Raw genomic sequence first — 20,592 nt, forward strand, 5'->3', positions numbered from 1 at the left:
TTCAAGTTGAATGCCATTGTACTGATTCCTAATGCTGTGAACCAGATTCCTACTACTGGCCATGCTCCTAAGAAGAAGTGTAAGGAACGGCTGTTGTTGAAGGAAGCATATTGGAAGATTAAACGACCGAAGTAGCCGTGAGCTGCTACTATGTTATAAGTTTCTTCTTCTTGACCGAACTTGTAACCATAGTTCTGAGATTCAGACTCGGTTGTTTCACGTACTAAGGAAGATGTTACTAAGCTTCCGTGCATGGCACTGAATAATGAACCACCGAATACACCTGCTACACCTAACATGTGGAATGGGTGCATTAAGATATTGTGCTCTGCTTGGAACACTAACATGAAGTTGAATGTTCCAGATATTCCTAATGGCATACCATCGGAGAAGGAACCTTGTCCGATTGGATAGATTAAGAATACTGCTGTTGCTGCTGCTACTGGAGCAGAGTAAGCTACACATATCCAAGGACGCATACCTAAACGGTAAGATAGTTCCCACTCACGACCCATGTAGCAAAATACACCTATTAAGAAGTGGAAAATTACTAACTGGTATGGACCGCCATTGTATAACCATTCGTCTAAGCTAGCTGCTTCCCAGATTGGGTAGAAGTGAAGACCAATCGCGTTGGAGGAAGGTACTACTGCACCAGATACGATGTTGTTACCGTATAGTAAGGAACCAGCTACTGGTTCACGGATACCATCAATATCTACTGGAGGTGCTGCTACGAAAGCGATAATATAGCAGATAGTAGCAGTTAAGAGGGTAGGGATCATTAATACACCGAACCAGCCGATGTAAAGACGGTTATTAGTGCTAGTTACCCAAGCACAGAACCTTTCCCATACGTTAGCGCTTTGGCGCTGTTGTAAAGTAGTGGTCATAATTTATGATTGCTATGTATTTTTCAAGGTTCTCGGCAGCTTTTTTGCTACCTTGTTTACTATATTAATCATCTAATTTAGTTTTGTAAAGGGTTTTCATAAAAGTTTATTGGAATTTTTGAATAAGTTAGACTTATGCTTTGGAGGTAGAAGGCATTTCAATGATCAGTATTGTTTGAGGGAACAGGGAATAGGGAATAGGGAATAGGGAACAAGAAAAATAACTGTACTTCAAATAGTGCGGAAACTGCTGTAAGTCGATTTAGTATCATTATTTACCTTGAGGGTGGTTACCCAAGACAGGATTTTTTTATTAGAAAAAAACTGAATCTAGGTTTAGATATCATTTGAAAAGGCTATATAGCAACCCTATTTGATTCGTGTAAAAGTTTCCGTTTTTTTTTATTTACTTTTTAATTTGTCACAACCTATTTAGGATTGCTATAAGTAATTGAAAGTTAAATTAAGATAGAAAATGCTATTAGACTTTTCAACCTAAAAACCTAGACTATTGAATATTAATATCTTCAAGCACTCTATCAAATAAATGTTGACTATTTAACCCAAATAAAGGATAATTAAATAATAAATAGATTAAATAGATTAAATAGATTAAATACATTCATCTAAAGCTTTTTTTAAATCCCTAAATAATATATGAAAAAACCATGCTAGAAAATCTAATTAAGTTTTTTGTTTACGAGACAAAAGGACATATTACAAAGATACAGTTAATTAAGTTCTTATATCTTGCAGATATTTACTCCGTTAAGTGGACAGGAAAACAACTAACTGAATTAGATTGGTATTATTATAAACACGGTCCTTGCCATGAAGATATAGATACTGTTCTATAGCCCATGAATGGTAAAGAGATTTGTCAAGAATTAGAAGGACGGGTAAAATTTATTAGACTTGGCGCTGAAGCAGGAAAAACAGAGGACTTAAACTTACCTAGAAGTCTAATGTTAATGCTAGATAATATTAGGATAGAATGGGCAAGTTCAGGTTCAGATCAACTTAAGCAATTACTCGATTATGTTTATGAAACTGCTCCAATGGTAGTGGTGAAAGATATTCATAAACAAGAAAAAATTAAACTTAACTTGCCAAAAGAAAGAGAAAAGCTAATTGAGGAGTTAGCTCTTTAAAGTAGTTGAACAAAAACCCCAAAAATCTAGAAAAGGAATGAATAATTAATAATTAATAATATCTCAGACTATATCTAATTATTAATTGAAAAGGAGAGGCTTTAAATCTCTGACAATTAATTATCAATTATCCATTTAAGAAGATGAATTTACTTCTGAATTACCGTTAAAATATTATAAATGCTATACATTAAAAACCTAAACTATCATCCACCAGCTAGTGTCACCCCTATCCTCAACAATATTAATATGGAACTAGCACCTCAACAGATGGGCTTAATTATTGGTCGTAGTGGTTCCGGCAAAAGTACATTATTAGAAATATTAGCTGGTTTAGCTCAATTTTCCAAAGGAGAAATATACTGGAGAGAGCAACAATTAACTTCTGAACATTTACAACAATTGGGTGGTTTAGTATTTCAATTTCCAGAAAGACATTTTTGTGGTGCTAGTATTCTAGAAGAATTACGATTAGGTCATCCAGAATTAAGACCAGAACAAATATCTTCTGCTTTGGAAGAAGTAGCACTTCAGCACTTACCATTAAATACGTCGCCCCAAGCATTAAGTGGTGGTCAGCAACGTCGTCTCGCTTTGGCAGTACAATTAATTAGACAACCTCATTTATTAATGTTAGATGAACCAACTGCTGGATTAGATTGGTCAATAAGGAAACAATTGGTAAATTTATTAGCTAAACTAAAAAATCATTGGAGTTTATTGGTTGTCACCCATGATTCTAGTGACCTTTTACCTATAGCTGATCAATGTTGGACTTTAGATAAAGGTAATTTAGAGAAGTCAGAAATTAGGACTGATAATTAATAACTGATAACTGATTTTAGGGTACTAAATTTGTGACTGAAACTGTATATATCAAAACCAGTATAAGTATAATTGGCTATTACCAAACAATTAATAATTAATAGTTAATAATTAATCATCAAGAGTTTATAGTTAATAATTATTCATTCAACAATTCAGATTGAAAGCCTCCCTTTTGAGGGGATAAATAAAAAATTTTCTTTTTACTCAATCCCCTTCTTAAAAGAAGGGGTAATTTTTAATTGTTAATTGCTGAACAACTATTTGTACTCCTTTGGAGCTAACAGGAGATTAAATAAATATGTGGCATGATGAAGTATTAGCAGAAATTTATAAATACCGACAAGAATATGCTAAATCTTTTAATTATAACTTACACGCTATGGTTGAAGATTTAGAAAAAAACAAGTTGCTCGTGGCAGAAAAATCATTGCTACACCAGTCAAACCTGCCCAACAAAAAAAACAAATCTTTAGTTGAAACTTAAAATTATGTACATCTTAAATGTTATATTATAAAAAAAGGAGGATAAAAATGAGTCTAAATATTCAAAGTATAGTTAGTTCCATTAATCAAGAACTATCTCCTCAGTTCGAGGAAAAATTACGCAGTTATTTAATAGAACAAGATCAGGAATGGTTGATAGAGCAAATTGTACGTTTAACTTTAGATTCTTTCTATATAAAAAAGAAAGATATTAAAGCTATTCAAGAGCAAAAAGCTCAAGAGCGACTTTCAAGAATAGAACGCCTAAAAAACATGGCATTAGACAGAGAAAAATTAAATGATTTTATCAAAAAGTATGACAAAATAGATCGCAATCAATTAATTGAAGTTGGATATTTAATTAATAATTCTCCAGCAAAAGGAACTGACTTAATAACAGAAAAATATAGGAGCGAAAAGGGAAATGAATTACTGATTCTAGCTAAAGATATGCTTTTTGCACTACTATTTGGAGATGAAAGTAATCATGTTAAATTTACTAGAATTGAACAGGAGTTATTAACATTAACTTTGCCTAGATTCAAGTCCGAATCATTAAATTTTATGAAAGCAACAACAGAAATGAGTGGTTTAGGAACTTGGCAAGATCCAGATAGTGTATCTAATGATTCACGGGCAGATAATATTATTTTGCAGGTCGAGTATGGAGAGATAGAAGGAGAATTAATAGGTGATGGTATTGTAACTTCCTTGAGCTTAATTAATAATCTAGAAATTAATGAGCAAATTCTCTATGCAAGAATGATAAATGTCGAACAAAGTACCTTAATTACTTAGGGCTTCCTGATTAAATATCAAATAATTTAACAGATAAAGGTTTGAGTTTTTTTAGGGATTTAAAAAGTATTTAATTTTCAACTATTCATGCTCAAAAAATTAGTATTTTTGGCAAGAGTTAGAAAAAAAAATACTTCCCTACTCTTTCACTCCCAACTCCTTAAAAAAGACTTTTTCAGCCAACCCTAATTAATATTACTACTCTCCAATAATTTTTAGTTCTTCAACAGTCAACTCATGCAAACTTTTAACCGTTTTCTTCCGGCAAATCAGTCAACCTCATAAACTACTTTTCCCTCAATATTTCTCAACGTCACATTCATTACCTCTGTACTACGATCAATTTTCACCGTACCAAAAAATTGTCAACCCTTGCTTGGAGAAAAATTGCTCGCCTTATCCTCAACCTTAACACTTTGATACTTCACCACCAGACCAAAAGTTTCAGAATTTAACAGTCCACTCACAAATTCCCAGATTGGAACACTATAAATTTTAGTATCTGATAAATCTTGGAAACTTACACGATAAAATATTTGTTCAGAAGTGGGTAGAATAGAAAGGTTGACCTTAGCAGTAAAATCGTTAGTCTCCAAAGCAGCAAGTCCAATAATTTTTGGGGCATTTTAGGAAGATTCATGATATGGCATATTCCACTATCATTCGAGTTGGGCGATCGCTCCGACTCCAAATGACCACCTTTCCTAAACCAGAAATATCCCCACTAGCAAAGCAACTCCGTAGGGAACTTGGACGTATCTTGTCTGAAGTAATAATCTCTGGTGTAGATGATTGGTTTGCTTTTGATTTTAGTATTGAATTATTAGTAATTAACTGACCACTAACTAAAGCAGAAGTAAGTAAAAATTGAGGACGGTTGACCATTTCTATTATTAGTTGAAGTCAAGTATAGTTGACCAAAAAGTAAGGTTAATAGACTCCTTTTTAGCTGTATCTTATTAAAGAACTCCTAAAATATTGTGGGGAGCAGGGGAGAAGGCAGTAAAGAGTTATAGTAGCCTGGCAAAACTACTTAAATTATCAAAAACAGGACTTACGCCAAGGTACTATATATAGAGTTAAAAAACTATTGCGTATGGGGTTTTCAGCACTATATCCAAGGTCGTTGCGTAAGTCCTGAAAAAAATGTATTTTTTCAATACATTACATTTTTCTCCTGAGAAAACCTTTTCAAGGCTAATACATAACTTTTCTATTTTGTCAAGTTTTATTTTAAATAAAGATGTTGATAAAGCATAGTATTTTAAAAGAATCAAGAAAATCAACTTCAGTATTTTCAACCCAATGCTTTCGCCAAAGCTACTAATAACTGATAACTGATAACTGATAGAGGTACTTAAGAGCCAAAAACTGAAAACTGGCAACTAACCACTGATAACTGATAACTGAAGACAGGGGAATAATTTAATATGGAATGGCACATCACAGATGCTCAAAGCTTAGGAATTATTGATAGGGAAATTGGTCTTCATGCCTTATCTCCTGCTGAGTATGAAATAGTTCGGCGGGTAATATATGCTACGGCAGACTTTCAATATAAGTCTCTAATTAGTTTTTCTGAACACGCTTTACAGTCTGGAGCTGCTGCTTTAGCTGCTCGTACAACTATTGTAGTCGATGTGCCAATGGTACAGGTGGGTATTACACCAGTTATTCAAAATACTTTCGCTAACCCTGTTTACTGTTCGATGGATGCTATAACTAGGCCCCAGAAGGAAAAAACTACTGCTGCTTGGGGACTTGAAACTTTGGCTAAACGTTATCCAGAAGGAATTTTTGTGATTGGTGAAGCTCAGACTGCTCTCTCTACAATTGTTGATTTAATTGAAGCGGAAGAAATTAGGCCAGCTTTGGTTGTTGGGACTCCTTCTGGTTTTGTCGGGGTGGATGTAGCTAAGTCACGTTTAAATGATTCAATGGTTCCCCACATTAGAATTGATGGCCGTAAGGGTAGTGCTGTTGTCGCAGTTGCTATTGTTAATGGTTTAGTAGATTTGGCCTGGCAAGCTTATGGACAACAAGAACAAGGTAATTAATGGATAATTGATAATGGATAATTGATAATTAGGGTTTTTGGAAAAAAAGTAGACTGTGAGGAGGTTGGGAAGTATGGAGAAAATTAGTAAAAGCATCTTGCTCACGACTCAGTAAAAAACATGGTTTCAAGCATAATATAAAAAATATAAAAACAAGTTAATATAAGTATATTGCTAATAGATGAGTAATAAAGATAGTCGAAAGAATTATCTCTTGATTTTTGTACAGTTATTATGCTAAGAGTTAAATGCTTACTTGCCGTATCATATTATTTACTCAAATTTTAGATTATATCATATCCAGATTCAGTTATAAAAAACCTTTTCCCTTTCAACCAATATTCCCTTCTGCCTTCTGCTTTCTGCCTTCATTTCTCCAAAGTGTTTAACTACTCAAAAGAACTATTAGATGTTTGCTGTTGTTTATTACTTTTACGAGATGAACGGACTTGATTAATAACATCAATAAACGCATCTCTTCTAAGATATGGATAATCACTAACCCATAAATTTGCCGTAGGAAGATAAACATCTGAATATTTAGCAATTGTTTCTAAATTTTGCTGATAAGACATTACTAACATTACAGCAACTTGACCTCTAGAAATACCTTGATGATGACGACGTAAAGGAGCTTGCATTTCAACTGTAAATCCTGTTTTATCTCCCAATTCTAAATTGATTCGTTGTTCTAAATTTTCTACTATTATTAACTCTCCTTTTTTATTAACTTTTTCTTCTTGACCAACTACTTCTTCAGTAAGATATACATCAAAAACTTTTCCTTGCCATAAACCACTATATGGATAGCGTCTAAATTCTGCATTACGAAAACTAGCTAATAAAACAGGTCCCCAAAACCAATAAAGACCTGCGGCAATACCAATGGGTAAAAATAAAGGATCTCCATCATCGTGAATAAATACGTTAATTAAAATAAGTGCGAGGACTGAAATAGCAGAAATTAAAGCTCGTTTCAAAACATCAGATAATTTGCCCCAATAATAATTATATTGATTTGCTGTAGCTACAATTGGAATTAATTCTTCAAACGTTTTACGAGTTAAAGGAACTAGCATTTATTAGTTTAAAATTTGAGGTTAATTGATTTATAAGTAAGGCAAAGAGTAGGGAGTTTTAGAGAAGTTGCAAAAGAAGGAAAAACCTTACATAAGTAAGGTAGATATTTCCCCTGATTTTACACAAATGATACCAATGGATATTATAATAACAAAAATGAATAAATGATAGAAATAACTGTCTAAAATTAATTGGAGTAGCTATTTTTCAGCATTTGCGATCAACATCTACTTTTAACAACGGAAAGTGCTGTATTATTTACTTGCCGTCATTTTGATTTTTGTAGTTATTCATATTGTTATAATTGTTAGTTAAATATTATTATGCAAAATTAATGCAAAAATTCATACCGCCAATTATAATTAGTTTGATTATAGCACTTTGGGTAAGTAGTATTGCCATTCTTTCAATTCAGAATGCTACCCCAGTATCTTTAAAATTTATTGGTTTTCAGTCGATAAATATTCCTATAGGAATTATCTTATCTTTCAGTGTGAGTATTGGCATTATAATTAGTTCTCTAGTTATGCCACCTCTTTTTTATTTGAAAGATATGAAAGATAATCAAGAAGATTTTTAATTTACTCAAAGACAGAATATCTCTGAGTAAAGTCATAATCATTTATAATTATAATTTGTACACCTGACCATCAATAAGTAGTCGAGTAATTCCTTTCGCTTGCAAATAAACTGTAGTTTTCTGTAAAATTCTACCATCAGGAACTTTCAGTACCTTTTGATTATGGGTAGAAAATCTGTGAGCTACTCGGTGATTATCAAAAACTGGTAAAGTTATTTCCTGAGACTCTTCCGCAGGTATTTGTCCTAATTCTCCAAAAGCTATTAAAGGTTTAGTAACTAATTCTGTAAACTTATCTACTACTAAGTAACAAGTTTTTGGCAAAACCGACGCAGTGAGAGTGTGAATTTTAATTTCAGACTGGCTAAAATTATTGTATATAGATAAATCATAAGAGTTGTCTATATCTTCCTCTCCATCGAAATTATCTTCATCATCGAACTCTTCCTCAAAATCTTCTAAATCATCATTTTCAAACTCATCTAAATTTTGAGGTTGCTCCTCTAAATCTACTGCTAAAATCTCTTCTATCTCTTCAGTCTGCGAGTAATTATTTTCTAATTCATCATTTGATTTCTGATGATTTTGAGGAGCTAAAGATAACTCAGCAAGTTCTGTGGGTTGCTGTTGCTCTGTCTCATCATTATTAAATGCAGAAGAACGTCGGCGTCGTCTTTTGACAACCCCATCTGTTTCAACTTCTTTATTGTCTGATTTTTCTGCTTCTAAACTTTCTCTAACTACTGGTTCATCTAAATCTTTAGTATCGTCATTTATTATATTATTATTATTTTTTTTTTGGGAACGAGATGGACGTTTTTGCTTTTGTTGAACTAGCTCTTTATACTTATCTTCTGGTATGCTACTTTGTAATAACCGTCTAATTGTAGAACTACTGACTCCATAGCGGTCTGCTAAAGTAATAGTATTCTCTTCTGTAGTTTGATACAGTTCAATAATTTCTAATTTTTCTGAATCTGACAGCTTTGTAGGTGTCATACCACCTTCCCTAAAAAATATTTAACTAATTAATAAGATATACGCTATTTTCCAGCTTATACTAATATCTACGTTATAAAAATGCTAATTATAATGTTTTACTAAAAAAATTTTTGACAGTAAAGCTTATTTTAATTTATTCTTAAGTATTTTAGGAAATGCTTTAGCAATCTTGATTAGATGTTAAGAGAGAACATAATCAAGCTAGAAAAAGAATCCTTTTTTTCAATTTATTTACTCTTCGGGAAGCCCGTGACGAGGATTGAACTCGTGACCTCACCCTTACCAAGGGTGTGCTCTACCACTGAGCCACACGGGCATTTATAGTCATTCTGGTTTAGACTAAGACAATAATTTATTACTATCAAAGAGTTTCAGCTAAAAAAATTTCTCATTCTGATTCAGAATAACTATATTTTCCAATCCTTTGAATTTTAGTGAGTGGGCCGAGCTGGATTTGAACCAGCGTAGGCGTAGCCAGCGGATTTACAGTCCGCCCCCATTAACCACTCGGGCATCGACCCTTGCTACTCACATTTATATATAGTAACACAATAAATATTTTTGGCAATAGTTTTGTGAAAAAAAATTTAGAACCCGGGTTGATGGCCATGATTAGGGTTTACTGAAAAAGTCTTTTAGTAGCGGGGAGGATCCAGAATCCAGCCATCCAGCCATCCAGAAATCCAGGAGGAATGAGAGCTATAGAAGAGTAGGGAAGTTCCATGGAACTTCCCTACAGAATAATCATCAGAGTGATTTTCTTCCCTATCTTGCCCAAAATCCTAGATTTTTGATTTTTCACCGATTTTTCGGGAACCGTACCGTATCGAAATTACCTAAAAGCTGATACTTTATTAGTACCAAAAAGGTTTAAAACCTTTACCTGTCAATGCTTTGATATTTAATCAGCAAACCCTGATTATGGTTTTTCAAATGAGGAAATTTCCTTGGAACACCCGGTTTCTGGATAAGTTCTGACGAGGTTCAACCTATCATCTTGCTATTAGTTTCTTGCAATGAATGTAGTCGTTGATAAATACCCTTTTGGCCTAATAACTCTTCATGGCTACCGAGTTCCACAATTTTCCCTTGGTCAAGTACGACAATTTTATCGGCCTCTCGGACTGTACTGAGTCTGTGGGCAATAATAATTGTGGTGCGAGTCCCAAAAATATTGTGCATTGCTAACTGAATAGAACGCTCACTTTCATAGTCTAAACTAGAAGTTGCTTCATCAAAAATTAGTACATCTGGATCTACTAATAAAGCTCTAGCTATTCCGATTCGTTGTCGTTGACCGCCGGATAATCGCACTCCTCTTTCTCCAACAATTGTATAATAATTTTGAGGCATTTGTTGAATAAATTCATCGGCTTTAGCAATTTTACAAGCTTCTTTTACTTGCTCAAAATTTGCTTGAAGATTACCGTAAGTTAGGTTGCTTAATAAGGTACCATTGAATATATCTACTTCTTGATGAACAATTGCTAAACGACGTCGATAACCTGTAATATCCAGACTATTAATATCTTCTCCATCTATTAAAATTCTGCCTTGGTCTGGTGAAAAATATCTGAATAATAATTTGACTAAAGTTGATTTTCCTGACCCAGATTTTCCGACTAAAGCAATAGTCTGACAAGGTGTAATTAAGAGGTTGATATTTTTTAAAACTGGTTTTTCTGGATTGTAACCAAATGTCAATTTTTCAAACTCTATTTTGCCTGTGAATTTATAGGAATTAATATTTGGCGATTTAGTAGTTACTTTTGTTAAATTAGCAGCATCATCACCTATTGGTAACTGCATAAATTCATGGAAACGAATCATCGAAGCATAGCGACGGACAAATTCTTCAGTTAGTTGACTAATAGGAGTAATCTCTGCATAAGCCATACTTGCTAAAGTGTATATAGTCACAAAATATCCTAGAGAAATTTCACCAGATAATGTGGCAAATAATGTCAAACCAAGAATAAAAAATAGGCAAAATTCAACAATACTTGTCTGATACATTGATAGCCAAACATAGCTTTTATGAATTTTACCGATAATAATTTTTAGGGAACGGTTAATTCTAGTAGTTTGTCTTTCCAATTCTTGAGTTTCTGTGGCAAATGCTTTGACCGTTTTTATATTAGTAATAATTTCTGAGTTGCGACTTTCTGTGTTTTCGTCATATTTATCAAAAGCTATTTCTTTTTTGGCAATATTTTGCAGGGTTTTGATAGTAAAAGTCAGGATAAAAATAAATGAACTAAGGAATAAAAGAGCAATTGGTGTTTCTATTAAAAATATGACAATAAAAATGCCGAATACTCGCACTAATTTGGGGATCAAAATACCTGCAATTTCTGGGTAAGTCCAGGTGTGGTTTAAGACTCCTTTAGAAATACGATTGGCAATACGTCCTGGATTATTTTCGTCGTAAAATTCTAGAGGTAGGGTAAGAATTTTTTGGACGGCCTTTTGGGAATGGTCTCGACGTGCTTTGAGGGGGACAAACCAATGATACCAGTGGCCTAGCCAAGCTATACTTGGACCTTTGGTGATGGTGACTAAAAATATTAGTCCTAATGGCACTGATAAGGATAATTGTTGATTAGTGGGTAGTCCAGTTAAGTTGGAAATTGTCCCAATTAATTTTTCCATTGGCCAGTCTGTCGAACGTCCTGAGAGTACATTCAAAATTTGGCCGATGGCATAAGGAACTATGAGGTCTGTTAATTCTAGGACGCTTGATGCTGTAATGGTGAAGATGGACAGTGGCAGATATGCCTGGTAATATTTAATGATGTCCCGGAAGGTGGCCATAATTCTATTTCATTTTTAGAACTACGGCTATTTATATTAATACAAAAATATTACTATTGTAGTGCAAAGGTGAAAATTTCCCGGTTTAGATTTTAGATGATAAAAGTAGATCGTTATAGTTGAGGAGTTGCGATCGCGAAAGTAACTTTATGCTGAGTTACAACTATAAATTAGGACTTACCCAAAGAAACCCGGTTTCTAGGAGAAACCGGGTTTCTGGGTTCACCTGTGTAAGTCCTGTATATAGAAATCTTAAATGATTTGTGGAAAAAAAACGATCATTTCAGTTATCAGTTATCAGTACCTCTTCTTATCAAGAGATAATTATTAATTATTGAATAGTTTGTAGTAATTTTATATGCAAAGCTAATTAATCTTAAAACTAATTAGAGTTTGCGTTAATTAATCTAATATTCACTTGAATACTAGCAATCGTTATTAGCGAAATAAAGCTAGAAGATTATTACTTTCTAGAAAAGCAAAAATTGCTGATTATTTTAACCAAGAATTGATTAAAGAATGGTTGAATTATCAAGGAGATGTTTGGGGGCGTTATGGTTGGAAATTATGGTTATTGGTTAGTTTATAAATCTGGTTAAAAGTTAATCAAAAATAAATCAGCATTTAGCTATTAGCTCTTAGCTATCAACTATTAATTTTGGATCAAGTAAAAGCAATCCTTGAAATTGAGAAAGAATAAAAAGTTACTATAGAAGTTTCCTTCCTAAAGCTCAGAAGTAATGAATAATTACTAATAACTGTTTGCGCAGCATTCCGCAGTAAATGCTGACATAAAGTTTAACCGAAACTATCATCATTCAAAACAATTATAGTTTTAGTGTCAACACCATAATCTAGTCTATATTTTTGCCAAGTTTATGATGATTATTCTTGATTTCATGGAGTTTTAATTGTTTGATTAATTCCTTGTTTAACTAATCTTAATAAAAACTTTAGACTAAAAGATTCTAATTCTAGATAATATCCATTTTCTAACCATTCAACTGCTAATGATGATAAATATTGACGCACTTCAAAAAGTAATTCTCTCTTTTGAGAATCACTATCTTTTCTGATAAAAAGATTCTCCATGTTCATAGGTTGCTGATAGGATAACCCTAAATCATAAATTTGTACTTGATGATTTAAAAACCAATTAGGTTGAGTTTTAAGGTTGTATACTAAGTTCATTCCTACATAACTATAATTATGTAAAGTATAAACTTTTAAATTAGAGTTTTGTTTAGCCATATCTAAAATTGTTGGAAAGGTGTTTTCAGGATAACCAGTAATACTAAGAATGGCGCAGTTATTTTCGAGGTGAAAATTATTGGCAATCATAAAATAAGCAATTTCATCTTTATTGACAGACAACTAAGCAGTCAAAACTATAATTATTTAACTCAAAATCAAGGATTAAATTTTGATTTGATGTCAGAGGCGGTAATAATTTTTCTGGTGTACCATTAACAGATTTCCATTGACATTGCCATTCTCTTAATTTAGATTCTTTAACTAAAAATTCTTGAACCACTGGTTCCTTATTTAAAAGTCTAATTCCACCAAAAGAAATAGATATTATTCCTAATATAGTTGTGCAAACAAATGCCCAAAATATATTTAGTAAAAATAATGCGATCGCTCCCTCCAAAGTTAAAATGATACTTCCAATCAAAGTTAATTATAAACCACATTTATAAAGGGCTTTATTATCGTTTTTTTATCTATAATGTATAACGTATTCAGTAACAAGTTAGGAAGAATAAATCTATATTGTTCCGTTGATTCAGTAATTAAAATAAAACCCAAATGATCGATAATTATACCTATTATCAAAATCATAAAATAACCTAACAGAAACTACTTTCGTTAAAAGTTTGCCACATTCAGTACTCGTTGCTCTACCTGGTTCAATAATTAGTTTAATTTTAGATTCTAATTTATTTTATCTAAAGCTGCCGTTAATTGTTCTCCAAATTTTTGCCAGTCAAAAGCAACTTTATTGTGTTGATAAGGATAACCAAAACCTCCACCAAAATCTAAATATTTCCAGTCTGGTAATTGTTTACCAATTTCTAATAATTGATTAATAACTTGAGTAAAAGCTTGAGTTGCATTAGTACCCGTTCCTCGATAAAAATGCAAACCTGTTAACTTTAAACCATATTGTTTAGTTAACTCAATTGCTAGAGGAAATTCTTGGGGATTAACTCCGATACGACTTTCTCCAGTTAATTCTGGTAAATTTAATCGTAAACCTAATGCAGGAGGAGTTATTTTTTCTGCTAATTCCTGATAAATTTGACAACATAATTCTAGTTGAGAAATACTATCTAAATTCAAGGTTTTCAGACCCCAAATTAAAACTTGTCGCATTTATTCTTGATTTAGATTACTGCCACTATAAACAATCTGTTTAGGTTCAAATCCAGCTTTTAAACCTAAATAAATATCCCCAGGAGTATTAGCATGAATTCCCCAACCATAATCTTTAAATATTTTCAGTAAATTAATATTACCATTAGTCACTAAAGCAAACTTAAATTCTGCAAGAGAATAGCTTATAGATTGAGTAATTTTAGCAATTGTTTGAGCTAAAATATTTTTCTTATAAACATACAAAGGAGAACCATAAAAACTGAGTAATTCTTGAGCTAAATCTAAGCTAAAAGGAGGATTTATTTTACTATGATTACTGGTGGTTTGATTGAGAATTTGATTGTTCATAATTAATAAGACTTATCTAGATTTAATGAATTTATCCTAATAGAATTTCCTGCGGAAGGCTCGGCAAAAAAACACAGCATTTTCCGAATTTATGAGGTACAAATATTAATGATAAATCTTTGTAGTGCCCACATTTTGCCAGCACGAGAAAAATTTCATTATTAATTATTCATTATTAATTATTTATGAGGTACAAATATTAATGATAAATCTTTGTAGTGCCGACATTTTGCCAGCGCGAGAAAAATTTCATTATTAATTATTAATTATTAATTGTTGAACTTTATTCTACTTGAAAAGTCTGTTCTCTTAAGAGGCGATCGCCAGAAAAAATTTCAACTTTCCAAGTACCAGGAATTGAACTATTACCTATACGATAACGACAACGACTATGCCAAATTTCTTTTTCTACAGTCCGAGTTTGATAACGATTTTGATGGATAATTTCTCCTTGAGGATTAATCCAATCACAACCTAAAGATAAAGGTTTACCAACCGGAGTATCTTTAAAAGTTACTCGAAAATGTAATCTTGGTGAACCGTCACGATTAATAATTTCTAAATTATGTTTATTGTCTTCTTCCAAAGTAATTCTACTATCAATAGCCATCATTTTAGCCAAAGCTTGTTGATACTTTTGCCAACTAAATACCGAATAGAAAATACCAGCAACTACCAAAACACTAATAAAAGTAGAAACAAGCATAATTATTTTTCTTTATTATGGCTAATTTTTTCTGATTTTATACTGCTAAAATAGCCTCATCTAACAATTCAAAAGGCAAATTTAATTCGGTGATAATTTAGATTAATTGTTGGCGGTAATCCTGGGAATTTTTGTAGGAAGATAATCTTTCAATCTCTGAAATAATTAACTTTAATTCTTCATCATTTATCTGATTCATATAGCAGGGAATAGGGAACAATTAACTGGGAACAGTTTCAATAATATTTTCCTTGTCTAAGATTAATTAGGGCTTGCTGATTTACTTTGTACAAATTAACAATATTAAAGTTATGAAAAGCATTTTTCTTGTGCTACAAAGGTTATAAAACCTGATTCAATATTTTCTTGTGTTCTTCAACAATATTGTCAGGAATATAATCAAAAAATTGAATTTTTTCTCCCTCTTCATTTTCTGAAGGAAGAGGAGAATTTGGAGTACATAAAAACACCAATCCCACCGACCAACCAAAACCTCGTTGTTTAACTTCACTAGGATATTCCAAATATCCTAAAAACTCTTGTTTTGTAACCGAAATATTCAACTCTTCTTTAGCAATTCTCTGAATAGCATCTTCAGTATATTCTTGATAAAAAACTGTACCTCCAGGAATATGCCAAAGATTATTCCAAGAGGCATCTTTTCTGAGGGTTAAAACGACACCCATTTCAGTTTTTACAACTACTTCTACAACCAGTCTAGGAACACGAGAATATAAATATTGAAATTCTTCTGGAGAAAAAGGTTTTTTGCGACTCATTTCAGTTATTAGTTATCAGTTATAAGTTATCAGTATTAGGACTTACGCAAAGATATTATATATAGAGTTTTTTTAACTATTGCGCATGGGGTTTTAAGCACTATATCTAGGGTCGCTGCGTAAGTCCTGAATATCTCTGATTTCATCCAGAGGGTTGAAATACTGACAATAATTAATATTAATCAGGACTTACGCAAAGCCAGGAAATTTTGTCGTTCCGCGACTCGGAGCGCCAGCGACAGCATTTGCGGAGCATTCCAGACCGAAAGCAATCTCAAATGCCTAAAACTTGTTGCTCATGGGTAAATCCTGTTAATTTTATTTATCGGGAAATTACAAAATTAATTACAGCATTTTTCAGGTTAATGAACCACATACAGAAGATTCGAGGTAAATAAAGTATAGATATTCAGAATTAATCAAGACTTACGCAAAGGTACTATCTATAGAGTTAAAAAACTATAGCGCCATAGTTTGAAGCGCTATATGTAGCGTCACTATGTAAGTCCTATTAATTAAATGTCTTTAGTGTAATTTTGCCCGCGAGCGGAATCCGCTATTAAAAAATAGAGTGGTTTGGAAATAAAAATTTAAAATGCTCAATTACTAGGACTTACACGGGAGGCACTATATATAGAGTATGGCTCAGTTACGAGATACGCTTTTTCGTATAGGGAATGCTCCGCTTTCCATGTCGCGTAGCGTTTCGGCGCTTGAGCCGACATATAAAGGGGAGCTTTGCGGAACGCAAAACGCGCCCTACGGATAGCGTCCATGGGTAAGTCCTATATATAAAGCTTTCAAGATTTTAGGTTAAAAAAACACTATAAACCTTTATTTGTCAGGGTTTTAGCCATTTTCTTAGGCTTAATTCCCAACAACTATAATGATAATCTTGTAGAGACGTTGCATGCAACGTCCCTACTTTGGTCTACCCAAATCAAAACCGCTGTAAGGTTTGGTGAATAAGTGAAAACAGCCTTAGAGAGGGGGAAGTTTTGAATTGACTGTTTGGAAGTTTCTTGGTTCCCAAACTTCCCAGACTCTAATTAGCAGGTGTCAAAATAATCTCTGTGCGCTGGTTGACATCAGCAGTGGGATCGCTACCAGGGACTGGTTGAGAATAACCCTTTCCTTCGCCAACAACCTGATATGGTATATTCTGTTCTCTTAAATATTTAACCACAGCATTTGCTCGGTCTTGAGAAATTTCGTTATTTATCTGAGGATCACCAACTTTTGATGTATGACCTTCAACTCTAATAGCAACTTGATTAGGATCGTATTCCTTGATTTCTGAGATGAAGTTCTTTATAGTTTGTTCTGCTGCAGGAGATAAGTCAACTTCGTTGATACCAAATTTGATTTGACCTAAAGTTTTGGCTGTAGTCAAATCTTTTTCTTGTGACTCAGATGTTGTCGTTGTATCTGTTCTAGCAACAGGAGTCTCAGGTTCTAGAGTTTCAGTATTAGTTTCAGTATTAGTTCCTGCATCCACTGTTTCCCCAGTTGCTAGTTCTGTGGTAGTTCCTGCATCCACTGTTTCCCCAGTTGCTGGTTCTGTAGCAGTTGTTGTATCTGTTGTTTCCCCAGTTGCTGGTTCTGTGGTAGTTGTTGTATCCGTTGTTTCCCCAGTTGCTGGTTCTGTAGTAGTTGCAGTTATCTCAGTATCTTCTGTTTCTATAATTGTAGTTGAAGATTCTGGGTCAGTGGTAATTGTAGTTGTCTCAGTATCTATTGTTTCTGTTATAATGTCCTCTGCTTGAGAATCTGCATTTTCACTTAATTGAACTTCAATAGTAGGACGTTTAAAAGCATTAGGACTAGCAAAAGCCCAAGCACAAATTACCATAAAGCCCGTCAAACCTGCTAAGATGGCAGGACTTACAATACCTTGGTCATTTACTTCTTCTTGTTCTGTACTCATATCAATATAGCTCCAAATTTTAGATATTATAATACCAATTCACTTTAAAGATGTTACCAATAGTTTCAGAGCTTAAATGTCTAATAATTGCCTGAAAATATCGTCTTCAGGACTTACGCATTGAGAACGAGTATTAGGTATCTGAGATTGCTTTCGGTCCGGAATGCTGCACAAACCAAAACGCTGTCGCTTGCGCTTCGCAAAGCTGCGAGTCGCGCAATGACAGAAACACGTTATTTTGCGTAAGTCCTAGTCTTGTCAAAGTTTTGAGTAGATAAAATCTGACTTCTAACTTCTGACTTTTGTGAAAGGGTATAACTTTTATTGAAGAGTATATCCTAAATAACTTTAAAATTAAGGATTTTTTTGGGCAGTTCAATAACAAATGTGCAAATTAAATTTTCTAGCTCAGGAAATAGAAGAGAAGATTAGTAATTTTGTATAGTACAACACTTATCCAGGAACACTCATAAATTTGTAATTAATTTTGTTCCCCTACTTAATAAGACTTTAATTTTAAATTTTATCGATGAACCACATCGTCACAACCAAAATTTTGTAGGGACGTTGCATAAGGGCGTCCCTACAGTTGTCTACTCGAATAATAGTTATAGTTAGAGACGTTCCACAGGAACACCTCTAGAAAATTTTGATTAGTATTAACAGGACTAAAGCCATGTGAACCCAGAAACCCGGTACGAGGGTAGATTATTACCGCTCAAAACAACGATTTATCCTAGAAACCGGGTTCCTCCCGTGTAAGTCCTAATTAACTAACCAACTTGATAAGCGGTACTAAGTCCCCAAAAAAGAAGAAAGACTATACTACCCAAAATAATAATGGCAGAAATACTGATCGCTTTGGGGGTATCTGCTCCCTTAAATTTCATTATTCCACGGTCGAGGTCTGACATTGTATTTCTCCTAAACTTTACTATTGATTTTAACCGAGAATTTCTCGAAATATATTTACCTATTACTGTATTTTCTAATAGTTTGGTGACAGATTCCTCTGGAATTTTAAAATAATAATAAAGATTAACAATAGTCATTTAGGGAGTAGGGAGTAGTTAGGGTTTGCGCTTCTTAAGTCTTTTTTTTAGGAGTAGGGGAGCGCTTGAGTAGGGGAGCAGGAAAGTAATTTTTTTGCCCAACGATGTGCCTAAAATAGTAACTTGAGGAGCATTAAGCAGCTCAAAATCAGGTACTTTTTCCCGACCTAAAATGACTAAAACCTTTATATCTAAATGCTTTTATATTTCATCAGCAAATCCTACTTATGGGCGATTACATAATAACGCCAAGGAGCAGGATAACCTTCAATAGTTAGTGAGGGATCGTGAGGATGAAGAAATTCTGGTAAACTATCAATATTTGCCCAAGTAGTGCGTCGTTGCTCTTGAATGGACAAAGGTTCGGCAAAAAAACAATGGATATCGCTAAACCCTGCTCTCCCTATCCAATTTTCCAAGCAAGACTTAGTAGGAAGAAACCAAATACCCCGCGCTTGAGCATAACGTTTTTGGGGTGTGAGTGCCACTGGTAAATCTCCAGGAATACCCTGACAGTCAATAATAATTTCACCTTTAGGTGTTAATGCTTCTCGCATTTTGCGTAATAAACTAATAGGGTCGGTGTGATGATAGAGAATACCCAGGCAAAAAATGGTGTCAAAAAATTGGGGGTAGTAGTGAATGTGTTCAACTCCTAAAAGTTCAAATACTAGCATTTTTTGTTTGACAATATTTTGGATAAGTTGAAAATTCCAGAAATGTTTGGTGTAGGGTTCAAAACCGATGACTAATTCTGGTTGTTGCTCTGCCATCCGAAACATAAAATAACCGTTGTGACAACCAATATCAGCAACTTTACGATTTTTCAGAGAACTAATATGGGGTAAAATGCGTTCCCATTTCCAGTCGGAACGCCATTCTGCATCTATGGTTATGCCAAATAGTTCAAAAGGACCTTTTTTCCAAGGGCAAAATAATTGCAAGGAGTTGTGAAATATTTGTTTTTGCTCTGTGGAAAGTTCGTCAGGGCGACCAACTTTGATGACTGCACTGGAAAAGTCAAAAAAGTCACTTTGAATATCTGTTATTGTTTGTACTGCTTCGTAATATTTTTGAGTAGAAGGTTCAAATAATTTTGTTTTTCTTTCTTGACGAATTTTTAATATTTCTTCTGTGTTGATGGGGATGTTATATTTATATAAATAATCTGGGGAAATATAGTCAATATTTTTGTTAAACATAAGTTCAGAGAGGGAACAGGTAATTTCAGTTATCAGTTATCAGTTATCACTGGAGTTTAGACTAACAGTCAGAGGCTTGAAATACTGAGTTAAATATTTTTTCATCCCCGAATAAGGCGAGGCTTTATACCTCATTTTTTGGTAAGAGTTCCAGTTTTTTTTATTAGGACTTACGCAGAAACCGGGTTTATTTAGGGAAATTTATATAATTGATAATTTATGGATAAGATGAGAAATTTAGAGTAGAATATATAATTAATTTTGCATAAGCATTTAGTGATTAAATATGAAGTTTTTATATATAAGCATTCAGCTATTAGCATTCAGCTAGCTTCCTGGGGAAGAACTGCGTTAACAGCTTTTTAAAGAATCAAGCAAAGACTAAGGTTAGCTGACAAAAATGTTTCATTCATAACTTTTAATTCTCCTTGACTACTAATTCCTTCTTCCAAGATAATATGTTAATAACTCATAGCTGACGACTGAATGCTTACGTTTTTATTTGTCAATATC

Annotated in this window: 22 protein-coding genes and 2 tRNA genes; 7 read left to right on the forward strand and 17 right to left on the reverse strand. The window is 33.4% G+C overall.

All coding sequences use genetic code 11. The features are described from left to right. The coding region (psbA, locus tag VKJ25_RS02810; protein WP_324235107.1) for a photosystem II q(b) protein at positions 1 to 893 on the reverse strand (893 nt) is incomplete at its 3' end. A gap of 668 nt (positions 894 to 1,561) precedes the next feature. Here psbA and VKJ25_RS02815 point away from each other — a divergent pair. From VKJ25_RS02815 to VKJ25_RS02835, 5 genes are all read left to right on the forward strand, one after another. Next, entirely contained in the window at positions 1,562 to 1,750 is a 189-nt protein-coding gene (locus VKJ25_RS02815; RefSeq protein WP_324235108.1) for a type II toxin-antitoxin system antitoxin SocA domain-containing protein, read from the forward strand. Between the two features lie 3 nt (positions 1,751 to 1,753). Then, a complete protein-coding gene (locus VKJ25_RS02820) occupies positions 1,754 to 2,044 on the forward strand; it encodes a hypothetical protein (protein WP_324235109.1) in 291 nt (96 codons plus the stop codon). 180 nt (positions 2,045 to 2,224) lie between these two features. Then, positions 2,225 to 2,869, forward strand: a complete 645-nt coding sequence (locus VKJ25_RS02825; RefSeq protein WP_324235110.1) for an ABC transporter ATP-binding protein — start codon at positions 2,225 to 2,227, stop codon at positions 2,867 to 2,869. A gap of 301 nt (positions 2,870 to 3,170) precedes the next feature. Then, positions 3,171 to 3,356 carry a hypothetical protein gene (locus VKJ25_RS02830; RefSeq protein ID WP_324235111.1) on the forward strand — a complete coding sequence of 62 codons (186 nt, stop codon included), beginning with the start codon at positions 3,171 to 3,173 and terminating at the stop codon, positions 3,354 to 3,356. A gap of 47 nt (positions 3,357 to 3,403) precedes the next feature. Further along, positions 3,404 to 4,153: a hypothetical protein gene (locus tag VKJ25_RS02835; protein ID WP_324235112.1), complete on the forward strand. Its 750-nt coding sequence runs from the start codon at positions 3,404 to 3,406 to the stop codon at positions 4,151 to 4,153. A gap of 365 nt (positions 4,154 to 4,518) precedes the next feature. Here the strand turns inward: VKJ25_RS02835 and VKJ25_RS02840 are convergent, their stop codons facing one another. Together VKJ25_RS02840 and VKJ25_RS02845 are read right to left on the reverse strand one after the other, a co-directional pair. After that, positions 4,519 to 4,749, reverse strand: coding sequence for a hypothetical protein (locus tag VKJ25_RS02840; protein WP_324235113.1), 231 nt, complete (start codon positions 4,747 to 4,749; stop codon positions 4,519 to 4,521). Positions 4,750 to 4,789: 40 nt separating this feature from the next. Beyond that, positions 4,790 to 5,038 (reverse strand): fibronectin type III domain-containing protein, encoded by a 249-nt coding sequence (locus VKJ25_RS02845; protein WP_324235114.1) that lies wholly within the window; start codon positions 5,036 to 5,038, stop codon positions 4,790 to 4,792. Positions 5,039 to 5,583: 545 nt separating this feature from the next. On the opposite strand from VKJ25_RS02845, the gene VKJ25_RS02850 reads away from it, so the two are divergent. Beyond that, a complete protein-coding gene (locus tag VKJ25_RS02850; protein WP_324235115.1) occupies positions 5,584 to 6,210 on the forward strand; it encodes a precorrin-8X methylmutase in 627 nt (208 codons plus the stop codon). Between the two features lie 389 nt (positions 6,211 to 6,599). Here the strand turns inward: VKJ25_RS02850 and VKJ25_RS02855 are convergent, their stop codons facing one another. Beyond that, a complete protein-coding gene (locus tag VKJ25_RS02855; RefSeq protein WP_324235116.1) occupies positions 6,600 to 7,289 on the reverse strand; it encodes a phosphate ABC transporter permease in 690 nt (229 codons plus the stop codon). 335 nt (positions 7,290 to 7,624) lie between these two features. Here VKJ25_RS02855 and VKJ25_RS02860 point away from each other — a divergent pair, with 335 nt between their 5' ends. Continuing rightward, positions 7,625 to 7,870 carry a DUF1049 domain-containing protein gene (locus VKJ25_RS02860; protein WP_324235117.1) on the forward strand — a complete coding sequence of 82 codons (246 nt, stop codon included), beginning with the start codon at positions 7,625 to 7,627 and terminating at the stop codon, positions 7,868 to 7,870. A gap of 48 nt (positions 7,871 to 7,918) precedes the next feature. Here the strand turns inward: VKJ25_RS02860 and VKJ25_RS02865 are convergent, their stop codons facing one another. From VKJ25_RS02865 to cmoB, 13 genes are all read right to left on the reverse strand, one after another. Next, complete coding sequence (locus VKJ25_RS02865) at positions 7,919 to 8,869, reverse strand: transcriptional regulator (protein WP_324235118.1); 951 nt, start codon at positions 8,867 to 8,869, stop codon at positions 7,919 to 7,921. A 247-nt stretch (positions 8,870 to 9,116) separates the two neighbouring features. After that, positions 9,117 to 9,188 (reverse strand) — tRNA-Thr (locus VKJ25_RS02870). 123 nt (positions 9,189 to 9,311) lie between these two features. Further along, a tRNA-Tyr gene (locus tag VKJ25_RS02875) sits at positions 9,312 to 9,393 on the reverse strand. A 463-nt stretch (positions 9,394 to 9,856) separates the two neighbouring features. Then, positions 9,857 to 11,686, reverse strand: a complete 1,830-nt coding sequence (locus VKJ25_RS02880; protein WP_324235119.1) for an ABC transporter ATP-binding protein — start codon at positions 11,684 to 11,686, stop codon at positions 9,857 to 9,859. Positions 11,687 to 12,583: 897 nt separating this feature from the next. Further along, positions 12,584 to 13,060, reverse strand: a complete 477-nt coding sequence (locus VKJ25_RS02885) for a toprim domain-containing protein (RefSeq protein WP_324235120.1) — start codon at positions 13,058 to 13,060, stop codon at positions 12,584 to 12,586. Continuing rightward, positions 13,047 to 13,361 carry a hypothetical protein gene (locus VKJ25_RS02890; RefSeq protein ID WP_324235121.1) on the reverse strand — a complete coding sequence of 105 codons (315 nt, stop codon included), beginning with the start codon at positions 13,359 to 13,361 and terminating at the stop codon, positions 13,047 to 13,049. The genes VKJ25_RS02885 and VKJ25_RS02890 overlap by 14 nt, the downstream gene beginning before the upstream one ends. A 260-nt stretch (positions 13,362 to 13,621) precedes the next feature. Continuing rightward, a complete protein-coding gene (locus VKJ25_RS02895) occupies positions 13,622 to 14,062 on the reverse strand; it encodes a hypothetical protein (RefSeq protein ID WP_324235122.1) in 441 nt (146 codons plus the stop codon). Next, positions 14,063 to 14,413 (reverse strand): type III PLP-dependent enzyme domain-containing protein, encoded by a 351-nt coding sequence (locus VKJ25_RS02900; RefSeq protein WP_324235123.1) that lies wholly within the window; start codon positions 14,411 to 14,413, stop codon positions 14,063 to 14,065. Between the two features lie 283 nt (positions 14,414 to 14,696). Beyond that, the gene (locus tag VKJ25_RS02905) at positions 14,697 to 15,119 is read right to left on the reverse strand and encodes a hypothetical protein (RefSeq protein ID WP_324235124.1); all 423 of its coding nucleotides are present in this window, start codon (positions 15,117 to 15,119) and stop codon (positions 14,697 to 14,699) included. A 341-nt stretch (positions 15,120 to 15,460) separates the two neighbouring features. After that, the gene (locus VKJ25_RS02910; protein WP_324235125.1) at positions 15,461 to 15,898 is read right to left on the reverse strand and encodes an NUDIX hydrolase; all 438 of its coding nucleotides are present in this window, start codon (positions 15,896 to 15,898) and stop codon (positions 15,461 to 15,463) included. A gap of 1,045 nt (positions 15,899 to 16,943) precedes the next feature. Next, on the reverse strand, positions 16,944 to 17,825 hold the full coding sequence (locus tag VKJ25_RS02915) for an OmpA family protein (RefSeq protein WP_324235126.1): 882 nt from the start codon (positions 17,823 to 17,825) through the stop codon (positions 16,944 to 16,946). 773 nt (positions 17,826 to 18,598) lie between these two features. Further along, positions 18,599 to 18,877, reverse strand: coding sequence for a hypothetical protein (locus tag VKJ25_RS02920; RefSeq protein WP_324235148.1), 279 nt, complete (start codon positions 18,875 to 18,877; stop codon positions 18,599 to 18,601). A gap of 221 nt (positions 18,878 to 19,098) precedes the next feature. After that, on the reverse strand, positions 19,099 to 20,079 hold the full coding sequence (cmoB, locus tag VKJ25_RS02925) for a tRNA 5-methoxyuridine(34)/uridine 5-oxyacetic acid(34) synthase CmoB (protein ID WP_324235127.1): 981 nt from the start codon (positions 20,077 to 20,079) through the stop codon (positions 19,099 to 19,101). Between the last annotated feature and the right edge of the window lie 513 nt (positions 20,080 to 20,592).

It is taken from the genome of Okeania sp., from assembly GCF_035285525.1.
Classification (GTDB): domain Bacteria; phylum Cyanobacteriota; class Cyanobacteriia; order Cyanobacteriales; family Microcoleaceae; genus Trichodesmium.